Source organism: Actinomycetota bacterium, assembly GCA_041658565.1.
Lineage (GTDB): Bacteria > Actinomycetota > AC-67 > AC-67 > AC-67 > JBAZZY01.
Genome location: JBAZZY010000046.1, coordinates 1 through 9,080, shown reverse-complemented (window position 1 = coordinate 9,080; position 9,080 = coordinate 1). Strand labels below are relative to the sequence as shown.

At 63.0% G+C, this 9,080-nt stretch carries 16 protein-coding genes; all 16 read right to left on the bottom strand.

Annotated features, from left to right (window positions below; all coding sequences use genetic code 11):
- On the bottom strand, positions 1 to 244 hold a 244-nt coding region (locus WDA27_14365), incomplete at its 3' end, for a hypothetical protein (GenBank protein ID MFA5892110.1).
- A 137-nt stretch (positions 245 to 381) separates the two neighbouring features.
- Positions 382 to 1,827, bottom strand: a complete 1,446-nt coding sequence (locus WDA27_14360; protein ID MFA5892109.1) for a phage antirepressor N-terminal domain-containing protein — start codon at positions 1,825 to 1,827, stop codon at positions 382 to 384.
- Between the two features lie 279 nt (positions 1,828 to 2,106).
- Complete coding sequence (locus tag WDA27_14355) at positions 2,107 to 2,316, bottom strand: hypothetical protein (GenBank protein ID MFA5892108.1); 210 nt, start codon at positions 2,314 to 2,316, stop codon at positions 2,107 to 2,109.
- Positions 2,313 to 2,555: a hypothetical protein gene (locus WDA27_14350; protein ID MFA5892107.1), complete on the bottom strand. Its 243-nt coding sequence runs from the start codon at positions 2,553 to 2,555 to the stop codon at positions 2,313 to 2,315. The genes WDA27_14355 and WDA27_14350 overlap by 4 nt, the downstream gene beginning before the upstream one ends.
- A gap of 196 nt (positions 2,556 to 2,751) precedes the next feature.
- Entirely contained in the window at positions 2,752 to 3,048 is a 297-nt protein-coding gene (locus WDA27_14345; protein ID MFA5892106.1) for a hypothetical protein, read from the bottom strand.
- The gene (locus WDA27_14340; GenBank protein ID MFA5892105.1) at positions 3,045 to 3,335 is read right to left on the bottom strand and encodes a hypothetical protein; all 291 of its coding nucleotides are present in this window, start codon (positions 3,333 to 3,335) and stop codon (positions 3,045 to 3,047) included. Before WDA27_14340 ends, WDA27_14345 begins: the two co-directional genes overlap by 4 nt.
- Positions 3,332 to 3,679, bottom strand: a complete 348-nt coding sequence (locus WDA27_14335; protein ID MFA5892104.1) for a hypothetical protein — start codon at positions 3,677 to 3,679, stop codon at positions 3,332 to 3,334. Before WDA27_14335 ends, WDA27_14340 begins: the two co-directional genes overlap by 4 nt.
- Positions 3,676 to 3,939: a hypothetical protein gene (locus WDA27_14330; protein ID MFA5892103.1), complete on the bottom strand. Its 264-nt coding sequence runs from the start codon at positions 3,937 to 3,939 to the stop codon at positions 3,676 to 3,678. Before WDA27_14330 ends, WDA27_14335 begins: the two co-directional genes overlap by 4 nt.
- Positions 3,936 to 4,196 carry a hypothetical protein gene (locus WDA27_14325; GenBank protein ID MFA5892102.1) on the bottom strand — a complete coding sequence of 87 codons (261 nt, stop codon included), beginning with the start codon at positions 4,194 to 4,196 and terminating at the stop codon, positions 3,936 to 3,938. The genes WDA27_14330 and WDA27_14325 overlap by 4 nt, the downstream gene beginning before the upstream one ends.
- Positions 4,186 to 4,572, bottom strand: a complete 387-nt coding sequence (locus tag WDA27_14320; GenBank protein ID MFA5892101.1) for a hypothetical protein — start codon at positions 4,570 to 4,572, stop codon at positions 4,186 to 4,188. The genes WDA27_14325 and WDA27_14320 overlap by 11 nt, the downstream gene beginning before the upstream one ends.
- Positions 4,559 to 4,870, bottom strand: a complete 312-nt coding sequence (locus WDA27_14315; GenBank protein MFA5892100.1) for a hypothetical protein — start codon at positions 4,868 to 4,870, stop codon at positions 4,559 to 4,561. Before WDA27_14315 ends, WDA27_14320 begins: the two co-directional genes overlap by 14 nt.
- A 220-nt stretch (positions 4,871 to 5,090) precedes the next feature.
- Positions 5,091 to 5,282, bottom strand: coding sequence for a hypothetical protein (locus tag WDA27_14310; GenBank protein ID MFA5892099.1), 192 nt, complete (start codon positions 5,280 to 5,282; stop codon positions 5,091 to 5,093).
- 211 nt (positions 5,283 to 5,493) lie between these two features.
- On the bottom strand, positions 5,494 to 5,790 hold the full coding sequence (locus tag WDA27_14305; protein ID MFA5892098.1) for a hypothetical protein: 297 nt from the start codon (positions 5,788 to 5,790) through the stop codon (positions 5,494 to 5,496).
- Positions 5,787 to 6,716 (bottom strand): hypothetical protein, encoded by a 930-nt coding sequence (locus WDA27_14300; protein MFA5892097.1) that lies wholly within the window; start codon positions 6,714 to 6,716, stop codon positions 5,787 to 5,789. Before WDA27_14300 ends, WDA27_14305 begins: the two co-directional genes overlap by 4 nt.
- A gap of 198 nt (positions 6,717 to 6,914) precedes the next feature.
- Positions 6,915 to 7,358 carry a hypothetical protein gene (locus WDA27_14295; protein ID MFA5892096.1) on the bottom strand — a complete coding sequence of 148 codons (444 nt, stop codon included), beginning with the start codon at positions 7,356 to 7,358 and terminating at the stop codon, positions 6,915 to 6,917.
- 229 nt (positions 7,359 to 7,587) lie between these two features.
- Positions 7,588 to 8,970, bottom strand: a complete 1,383-nt coding sequence (locus WDA27_14290; protein ID MFA5892095.1) for a hypothetical protein — start codon at positions 8,968 to 8,970, stop codon at positions 7,588 to 7,590.
- Between the last annotated feature and the right edge of the window lie 110 nt (positions 8,971 to 9,080).

Here is a 9,080-nt window from a genome sequence, read left to right as displayed (position 1 = left end):
CCAAGCGAGAAAGATCCGCAACGGCCCGCTCGAGGAACGCGTCGAAGTCTTCGGGCAGCTCAGCCAGGTGGGGACTGCTGCGCGTTTCCTTGACGTGCATCGTGCCGTCGACCTTGCCCGACAGGGCACGCGCGGCCATCTGCGACTCGAATCCGGCTTGTGTCGAGCGGACCCCGCACTCCGAAGGTGCGCTCAGATAATACCACCCCAGGTCACCCTTGACGTTCTCAGATTGCCAATCCATGTGCACCTTCCGATCCCCGCGAACCAGCGCGGAGTTGACAGACCGTCGTTCTTGGGATACAGCCCAAGAGACGCGTCCGGGAAGGCGGGTCGAGAGCCCTTGCAGGGTGGAAGCTGCAGGGGCTCAGTGCGTTTTGGCTACCTCGCCTCCCTGATTCCAACGACCCGGCCGCCGACCGGTGGTTTCCAGTCACCAAGCTCGACGCCATAGTTCTGCCCGACATGACGCGCAGCAGCGGGGAGCATCGCCGCCATCGTCTCGATGTTCTCTGGTGTGAGCAACTTCATTGCCCCTGCGGCGCACTCCGCCAGTTGTCGACAACGCGTGAACACGTGGCCGTGAATCTTCGTGAACAACGTTCGGTCCTCGACCCACTCGTTTGGATCGCGCCCGGTGCGCCTGACGATTTCCATCGCCCATTGGCACAAGTCACCGCGACGCAGATCGATGATCGCTTGCCTGACGGCGGGGAACCCGAGTTGCCCATACACCGCGCGCTTCTTGCGGGGATGCATGGTGGACGCGATCTGCCGTAGCTTGGTATCAAGATCCGCGTACTTCTCCTTGACCTCGCGCTGCGCTTCACCTGCAAGACTCATCACCACCCGCACGTCCTCGCCCATGCGAGCCAACGACGCATCGTGCGCCCTCAGTTTCTGGCCGGTGGCTACCAGCGCAGCCCCGATGGCTTCCACGTCCACTCCGGCAGAGTGCGCCGCCCCGGGGGTGAACCACGCGGCAAGAACATCGCGTGCCTCTGCCTGCATCCGTTCGAGCTTGGGTCGAATCTCCGGACGCACCCGGTTGGCATCGATCTCCGCTGCCCACTTCGCCACGCAGTCGGCTCGAAGCATGAACATTGGCTGAATTCGCCCACTTGCATCCTGCACAGAGATCATCTCTGTACACGCCCACGCCGCGTTTTGCAGCTTCACGCGTTGTCCGTCTGCGTTCACGCCCAAGTTTTCGCAGGCTCGACGAACGCCCGCCCAGATGGTCCCGTCTGGCTTGCGGACGGCTTCCAGGTGCCCGCCGTCGAACGGCACGTGAACGAGCGCGAGAGCGTCGTTTGTCTGGACTACTTCGATCGCGGGTTCCGGTGGAGGCTCTGGCTTCGGCTGCGTCGACCTCGCCCGCATGCGTTCGTTGGCTGCGCGCAACATGTCGATCTCTGCTTGCATATCGATCTCCGCACTTGTCGGAACCTTCGGAGTGACCCGGGGCATCACGGGCGGGGGAGGAATTGAGCGATCGGGTCGCGACGAAGGAAGCGCCGAGCGTATCCCGTCAACAACGCGGACCAACTCCGACAGGTCGGAACCCTTCTGACGATAGACCTCCACCGATGGTTTGCCGATGTTCTGCCCATGCGCCGCAATGTCCCTCGACTTCCCACTATTCAATCCGCTTCGATCGATCAGGATGAGTTTCACTGGAGCATAGTCATATCGCAGATATTCCGATGGGTTGATGACGTGCGTTGCGAACAACCCGTTGCCGGTCAGAACCGAACCCAGGTCCGTACGCACGCGATGCTCCGGACAAGTCGACACCACAACAACAAGCAATGGCTGTTTCATCATAATGCTACCCTCCGCAGCGAGTCCCGCCCGCTGACTCATGGTGACCAGTCTCCGATTCGTCTTCGATGTCTTTCTGAAATGTCACACTAGAACTCCTTCAGGATGTGACCGGCACGCCTGATTCTGTCAACCCTTCCCACAATTCCATCTGCCCACTCCGCTTCCCCGGCCTGCGAGCGCGAAGGCGGAAGCGGCGGGATCTCGGCGCACACACGGGACCGACGTGCCGAGCGATGCTCTCGGGGTTGGTCAAGTGTCGCCCGCAGATTCGGCAGCGGTTCATATCCGCACGATCCCCCAATCCGTGGACGGCACTATGACCTTCGGAGGGGCGCCCGATGCCGCAACGCGATCGGCCATCTCTCGCACTTCGCGCAGCCACTTCCTTCGCCGTTTCGTGGGCGCGGGGAAGGTCAAGCGCTTGAAGCTGAGGGTCTCGTCGTCTTGCACTCGGGTAGATACCACAGTCTCCGCGTCGTTGTCGATCATGATCTCCCACCTTGCCCGTGAATCCCATCGCCCGGCTCACCCGGCGTCGGCGTGGTTTCGTGCGGGTCGTCGCGGCAAGGATCGAACCCCACCGGCATGACCCGCGCCTCGATCAACCGACTACGGACGAACGTGTGGACGCTGCCGGGTTCGCAGTCACGCAGCAGCAGCCCCGTCGTCGTTGCGGTGTCGGCGGGCAGGTCCATCCACCCGTCGGCGGTGCGGATGCAGCGGGTCATGAGCCCAACCTCAGATCATCCCATGTCTTGTAACAGGATGAATCGCCCGCTGTGCATCGCAAGTGAACTCGAATCCATTTGCCGTTGCTCTGCTCGAAAAAGATCGTGTCGCCAATTTCGATCGGCTCCTTGCAGGCAGAACACACACCAACGGTGCGTGCTCGGCACGCCTTATTGTCATAGCCAAAAACGCCGCTCATGACTCTCCCCTCCTATCCTCAATCGCCGCGCCGCAATCCCCTCGCACCGTCGCGACGATGGGCAGCGGTAAGTCTTCGTTCAGCAGTTCCAGAAACGTGATGCATTCGCGCGCTGTGCCGTCGACGATTCGGATCTCCACCGTGCCGGGCCCGACTGACTCGATGGCGACGCGCTCGCGATCGATCCTCATCGTCTTGGCGATTTCGCGCGAGAGACCGTTCAGCCATCGGAGGCTGCCGGGCAGCGCGTACTGCCAGCCGCAAACGTCCTTGGGTGCGGTGCGGGTGGTCATCGAACCGACTCCTTGATCACGTGTCCGCCCACGCCGATCCCTTCCGGCATGATCGAGACTTCGGTGAGCCGGAATTCGTCGATGATGCGAAAGTCGGGTTCGTCGAGCCAGTCAACGGTCGCAATCGCAAACGCGTCCGCAAACAGCGAGTGAACCTTGAGCCGGTAGCGGTCGCGCTCGCAAGGTTCACGCGGGGCAAACGCTAACATCGACGTAAGGCTCAAGATGATCGTCGAGTTCTCGTTCGGCAGCATTGCGGTCATGAGGTCTGCGATGGGGTTGCTCATGACTCCAACCACTCCGCCGTTGCGGCCTCGATGTCGCGGGTGAACGGCGACCACACGCCCATGGTGCGATGCAGGTAGATGTCCCGGGCGACCAACGCACGCATGGTCTGCCACTGCGCGGGGTTGAGCAGGATCCCGGGATCGATCCTCGGACGAAGCGCCGCGCGAATATCGGCGACGGGATCGGCCGGGGGATCGTCCCATCGAATCAGGTCCCCATCCCCTTGCGCGATCATCCGTTGCGCGATCGTGTGGCTGATCGGAATGCTGGCCTCGATGCGGCCGGTCTCGGGGTGGAACGCCGCACGGATGCCCGCGAACGGGTCGAAGATGGGATCGCTCATGGCTTCAACTCCTCGCCCCACTGGCGCTCGATCAGTTCCGCGAAATCCTTCGCCGAGTCGTCGTGTCTGAACTTCCAAATCCAATTCAGCGCCACCGTGGCCGCTCTTGCCAGCAACCGCTGCCGCCGCTCGATCTTCCCCATTCGCTCCACCACGGCCACGATCGCCGGTCGCCCGCCCCAGCACTGCGGGCACTGGTAGGACATCTCGCCGGGGCTCAGCGGTGTTGCGACACATGCCTTGCAATCGGGGTCTCTCATAGGTCGTCTCCCCATTCGTCGCTCAGTGCTTGCGTGATCCGATAGTTCCCGGTCTCAAGCCGAAGCATCTGCGCGAGCAACAGTTGCCGCCGCTCGATCCTTTCGATGCGCTCCGGCAGGTCGGCGAGAAACTCGATCGGGATCGTCTGCGAGTTCCGCGTCTGCGCTCGCATCAGGCACGCCGTCGGGTCGTGCGCCTCTGGACACTTTTGGTCGATCATCTCGCCGCACGTTTCGCATTCGTATTCAGCGCCCATCGGTCGGCTCCTTCGGTGTCGCCGGGATCTGGGCGAAGAAGATCGCCATTGCCATCTTGGCCCCGATCTTGGACGCCTGGATCAGCAATGCCGCGCGGGGGTCCTGTGATGCGATTTGGACCACAACGCCTTCGTCCGAATCGATGGCGCGCACCGTTGTCGGCTTGATCAACCACGGCTCCAACACCGCCGACAGCCGTTCGAGCGGGAGCGCCTTCAGCACGTCGCGCAAGTCGGCATCGGTGGCGCGGTGCTGCGCGTGTTGCAGGAGCACGTTGCATGGCTCATGCACCCAGATGGTGCTTTCGGCCGGAACCATCTTCACCATCTCGGGTAGTTCGGTCTTCGCTTCCTCGATCGTTTCATCGCTCAACATGCATCACCTCCACAACCAACCCACTCGGATCGAAACCGGGCTCGACCCAACCCTTCTCTTCCCAATATCGACGACGGGCAGCGATGAACTCTTGCGGCGTTTCAGCGCGCTCCATGCCCTCGTATGCCGCGTCGATGACCACGCGCGTTCGATCGCACATCTCGAAAACCCTCCTGCGCACCTCGGTTCTGAACTCCGATCGAACGCTCTCGCGCCAGCAGTACCGCGCCCACTTCGGCGGGAACGCGGCGAGGTGTTGGCCCTTCGGCGTGGACTTGCATCGGTGGGGCTTGCTCATGATTCACCTTGCACGCAGCCGAAGTCCGGCTTGCATCGCAATACCGACTCATCGTCGCACCGATCCCCGGGATCTGCGAAAGCAATACTCTCAGCATCCGACTGCACAACGGGCCCGTCCTCTTCCTTGTTCTCCGCATGCGTTCGCTTGCACCAGCCCCAGCCCGCAAGCCCGTGAAGCTGTGGGGTTGCTGTCCAGTACTTGCACTGTTTGCATAGAATCATCTGCCCTCCAAAACAACGTGCTTGGGTGCCCCTCTGCGCGGCTCGTCATCGGGGGAATCTTGGTTGTACACGACGACGGTCACTCGGCTCTTGTCGATGTCTCTGCACCACCCGTCTTCGTCGCAGTGCATAACCTCGGCTTCTGGATTGTGCTTGCCGAGTTCCTCGATCAGTTCTCGCACTTTCATCTCACCCTCCAAACCAACCCCACGCCGCTCTCGACAACTCCGCATTGTGCAGGCGGGCGGATCTTCAGGTACTGCCCGGGAAACGCTTCCTGCCGGCGACGCATAGCAGCGTAGGCTTCCTCGACGGTGCGGCCGATTGCCGACCAGGTGCCGCCTTCGCGATGCTCGGCGGTGACGCACCAGGCTACGTCGGAGAGGGATGCGGGAGGGTTCATGGTCGCGTCCTTTCCAAAACCCTGCCCGCGGCAACCATCGCCGCTTCAAGAGCTTCCCTCGCGGCGTCACATTCGGCACCCGGCGCAAGGCATGCGCGGATCGCATCGTCCTCTGCCCCGGGACTGCTGTCGCACGAGTCGACCCACTCGACATGCTGCATGGCCTTTGCGACCAAGTGCAGATGGACGGCGAACGCAGCACGGAGCGGCCCTCGGGTGGTGCCGCGTTCGTTGACGCTGTTGGCCGCGTCTTGGATCTTGCTGTACAGGTAGTCGTAGGATCCGCCGCTCATCGCTTTCCCCTCCGCAGCTTCGCGATCTCGATCTGCGTCTCGGCCACCATGCCGCGCAAGGTGTCGTTCTCTTTCTGCTCTGCAGCCAAGTCCTGGATCACTTCCTCCCGCGTTCGTTGCGCAGCGTCGGCGCGGTCCACCAACTCGCCATTGCGGCGCGTGCATTCGACCAACTCCTCCCACTGCCCCGCGAGCCGCTTCTTGACCGTGGCCTTGATGGTCTCGTCGGGCGCGTTCGGCGAGAGGCCCAGATCGCGGGCGAGCCATTCGAGGGATGCGGGCTCGGGTTTCCGTGCTGCGTGCTCAGCGACCATCGCGGCCCAACCGTTCGGCACAAACGCACGATCTTCGATCAGCCGATCCCATTGCTTCGGCGCGAGCGGCGGACACATGGCGTCGGCGATGTTTCCCAGCACCCCGCACGTGTTGGCGTGCTTCCCGTCCTTGGTGTCGCAGGTGCATGTTCGGACCTTCGCCTCCAGGTCTCGCACCATCGCGCAGTCACCGAACGCCCGGCGCGCTCGCTCAAGGTCGTTGATGACTTGCGCCGTGGGTGCGGCTCCGATCGCTATCTCCACTTGCTTGGCTGCGCACCACGTCGCGTGCCATCCGCCTTCGACGCCCTTGCCTGGACAGTTGCACGGTCGGTGGTTGGCCTTCGTGACGGTGCCGATTGATCCGTAGGTTCCATGCTGTTCCAACCACGCGACGGCTCTCGCCTGGCCTTCCGCTAGTGATTCACACGGACCCGTTCCGCGAGGCCCCTTTTCTCCGTCGCACCGTTGCACCGTCCAATGCGGAGGGTCCTTTGCGCGGAGGTGATAGTGGTTTCCGGGTGGGAAGACGAAAAGGTCGTAGTTGCCAACCTTCGCCGTTGTCGCATCCTTCTCCGCCAAGTCGCCAGTCGAAACCCAATTGATGTTCATGCTCCGCTCCCTTCCTCGATCCATTCGTGTCCTTCAACGTCCCTGAGAATCCCCACCTCGCCCGGCAGCGCGCGGCGCAAGACAGCCATCCTTTACACTCCCGCTTCGGTGATCTCGACGCGGAGCCGATCGCCGTGGTTGACCGGCTGGTCAATGTCGTAGTGCATGGGGACCGTTTGCATGAGCGCGGATTGGCGGTTACGCATGGTGGTTCTCCATCTCCAACACTTCAGCCATTTCTTGCAGCGCAGACCACTCGCCCAGCTTCACGTCCGCGTCGTGCTTGCGCGGATGCGCGGCCCACGAATCCTTGCGGCGCTTCGACTCGAACCGAAGGCGCTCGATGAGATTCTTGGTGGCTCCCGTTTCGATCCCGTGCGGTGTCGACCACCCAGCAATCCGGTCCCCGCACTTCGCCGTCATGATCGGCGTGATGTCGAGTTCGGCTAGGCGGGCAAGCGCGACTTCGCAGTTGTCCTTGTTCGTTGCGCTCTCGCGTGCAAGCGTCAGCGCCCGCACACCATAGCGCGTGATGAGCGAGCACATGCGCCGCTCGTGGATGTAACGATCGCGGGTGTGCGCGCCAATCCAGGACACGACGGATGCGATCAGTTCCTCCAGATGCTCGGAAGTGAGGTTCACTTCACCACCTCGATCCTGACTCCTTCGCTCGTCTCGCAGCGCATGTGAGCCGGAAGACCCCACGGGAATGTTGGCTCGCACTCCCTGACCATCCCATCGCAGGCAATCGAACAGGCCCGCGACGACAGGGTGCGGACCACGAGAGTGTCAATGCCGACGACGACACCTCCAACCAAGCCAAGCATCATGACCCCCAACATCACCGCCGGAATCAAATCGAAAGCATCTTTCATTTTCCGCCTCCGTTCCTCAACCGCCACGCTCTGCGCGCAGCCTTGACCCCCAACCTCAACCCACCCTCTGGTGTTCGGCACGGGGCCATCGCGACGAGACCGTGATCGTAGAACACGCGGAAAGCGTGATCATCCGGGTAGACCACCACCTCCCATAGCAATAGGCCATCGTACCAATGCGCGTGTCGCTGCGTCGGGCGCTTCCACCCGCTCACGTCGGCGGGCAGCGGGCAGCGGTCGGGCTTGGGGGCGCGGACGCGGCGGTAGAGCCCCTTCCACAGTCCGTCTTCGATACGCAGGAAATCGGACATCCACTTCGGGCGATCCGTTTTCTCTTCGGGCTTGCGTTCCGCCTGCCATCGCGGGTTGCCATCGACGCCGTGGCACCCAACGCAACCCGGGTGCGCATCGGGTTCCTCGCCGAGCAGACAAGTCGAGCAGTCGCGACCCTCACGCGTGTGGTTGACTTCTGCTTTTTGATGCCTCATCTTTTCGATGTCGGAATCAACGCCGACCGGAGTGCAGTCCGATACCTGCAACGCCGTTCCCTCGCACGACGTTGCCCGTGGCGGCGTTGGCGTCCCGGACCCGCCCCTTGACCCGACCGGGGGCGTCCTAGCGGCGCCTGGGGCGGCCACGGCTGGCCCTTGGGCCTTCTGGCCTCCCGTCCACCCCAGCGCCCGGGCCAAGGCCTCGCGGGCTTTGAGCGGTGACGTGCCGAAGTCGTGCTCCGGACCCCCCTTGTCCCTTGCGAGCCATCGGTGCCCGCCCCAACCGATCACCTCGTAGCAATCCCACCCGTCCGGGCAATGCGCGTCCAGCCACTCGGCGGCGCCGATGCTCGGTTCCGAAAACGTGGTCGGGCGAATGTCGAGTTCCTTGCGCGCTCGCTGGACGATCGCCCACGAGGCCACGGTCTTCACGTCGCCGTTGGACGCCTCGTAGTGGTCGAACGCTTCCGCGAACGCGATGGCGCGTGCGACGAAGTTGTTGGCGGCGATCCAGTCGCGGTCGGCGTGCAGCCGATCGGTGACGAGCGCGTCGAGTTGCGTTTGGAGCTCGCCGACCTTGCGGGACTCGGCGGCAAGGTCCCGTCGAAGATCCTCGATGAGCCGATCCTGCTCTGCCGACCGGCCGAAGCGGTGTTCGGCGTCGTGCTTCATCTCCTTGGCGCGTTCGTCGGCTGTCTTGGCTTCCGCCTCCAGCACCCGGATCCTCGCCCGCAACTTGTCGGCGGAGGGATCGGGGTGCAGGAAGACGGCGCGGCACGGCGGATCGCCCGAAGGCTTCTCCGACTGGATGTATTCGGTGACGCCGCCGTTTTGCAAACGGTTTGCTGCGGCGGTTACCACGTAGCCAAGCGGCTTCTGTTCGTTCATCGTCCGCTCCTGCAAACCTGCTGGTTGGTTCCGCATGCACGCGGAGGCATCGGAGGATCCGGAAGGATTACCTCCTCCGCTTCCGGCACGGGATATCCGCCGCGTTTGGA

Coding starts and splice junctions, on each gene's coding strand:
- WDA27_14305 (MFA5892098.1), bottom strand. CDS start 5,790: ATGAGCGGCGGATCCTACGACTACCTGTACAGCAAGATCCAAGACGCG.
- WDA27_14290 (MFA5892095.1), bottom strand. CDS start 8,970: ATGAACGAACAGAAGCCGCTTGGCTACGTGGTAACCGCCGCAGCAAAC.
- WDA27_14320 (MFA5892101.1), bottom strand. CDS start 4,572: ATGTTGAGCGATGAAACGATCGAGGAAGCGAAGACCGAACTACCCGAG.
- WDA27_14330 (MFA5892103.1), bottom strand. CDS start 3,939: ATGAGAGACCCCGATTGCAAGGCATGTGTCGCAACACCGCTGAGCCCC.
- WDA27_14335 (MFA5892104.1), bottom strand. CDS start 3,679: ATGAGCGATCCCATCTTCGACCCGTTCGCGGGCATCCGTGCGGCGTTC.
- WDA27_14355 (MFA5892108.1), bottom strand. CDS start 2,316: ATGATCGACAACGACGCGGAGACTGTGGTATCTACCCGAGTGCAAGAC.
- WDA27_14360 (MFA5892109.1), bottom strand. CDS start 1,827: ATGATGAAACAGCCATTGCTTGTTGTTGTGGTGTCGACTTGTCCGGAG.
- WDA27_14350 (MFA5892107.1), bottom strand. CDS start 2,555: ATGACCCGCTGCATCCGCACCGCCGACGGGTGGATGGACCTGCCCGCC.
- WDA27_14325 (MFA5892102.1), bottom strand. CDS start 4,196: ATGGGCGCTGAATACGAATGCGAAACGTGCGGCGAGATGATCGACCAA.
- WDA27_14315 (MFA5892100.1), bottom strand. CDS start 4,870: ATGAGCAAGCCCCACCGATGCAAGTCCACGCCGAAGGGCCAACACCTC.
- WDA27_14300 (MFA5892097.1), bottom strand. CDS start 6,716: ATGAACATCAATTGGGTTTCGACTGGCGACTTGGCGGAGAAGGATGCG.
- WDA27_14340 (MFA5892105.1), bottom strand. CDS start 3,335: ATGAGCAACCCCATCGCAGACCTCATGACCGCAATGCTGCCGAACGAG.
- WDA27_14345 (MFA5892106.1), bottom strand. CDS start 3,048: ATGACCACCCGCACCGCACCCAAGGACGTTTGCGGCTGGCAGTACGCG.
- WDA27_14310 (MFA5892099.1), bottom strand. CDS start 5,282: ATGAAAGTGCGAGAACTGATCGAGGAACTCGGCAAGCACAATCCAGAA.